This is a genomic window from Lysinibacillus sp. RU7 (assembly GCF_057837305.1).
Genome location: NZ_JBYQFK010000140.1, coordinates 1 through 268 on the forward strand (window position 1 = coordinate 1; position 268 = coordinate 268).

The following is a 268-nucleotide window of genomic DNA, read 5'->3' on the forward strand; positions in this document are numbered from 1 at the left end:
GTTCAAAACTGATGCCACCATTCCCACCCGCCGTTCAGGCTGAGCGCAGTCGAAGCCCAAGGGATTTGCGTGGCCTTCGACTTCGCTCAGGCTGAACGGAGCTGGGGATATTACACGTCCAGATTCGCTACGTTCAGCGCATTGTCCTGAATGAACTCGCGCCGGGGTTCGACGACTTCGCCCATCAACCGGCTGAACACCTCGTCCGCCGCCGCGACATCGTCCGAGGTCACGCGCAGCATCAAGCGGACCGCCGGGTCGAGCGTGG

At 61.9% G+C, this 268-nt stretch carries 1 protein-coding gene; it reads right to left on the minus strand.

Features of this window, described 5'->3' with window-relative positions; all coding sequences use genetic code 11:
* Nucleotides 1-110: 110 nt before the first annotated feature.
* The coding region (locus tag AC3II9_RS21845; protein ID WP_489158801.1) for a hypothetical protein at nt 111-268 on the minus strand (158 nt) is incomplete at its 5' end.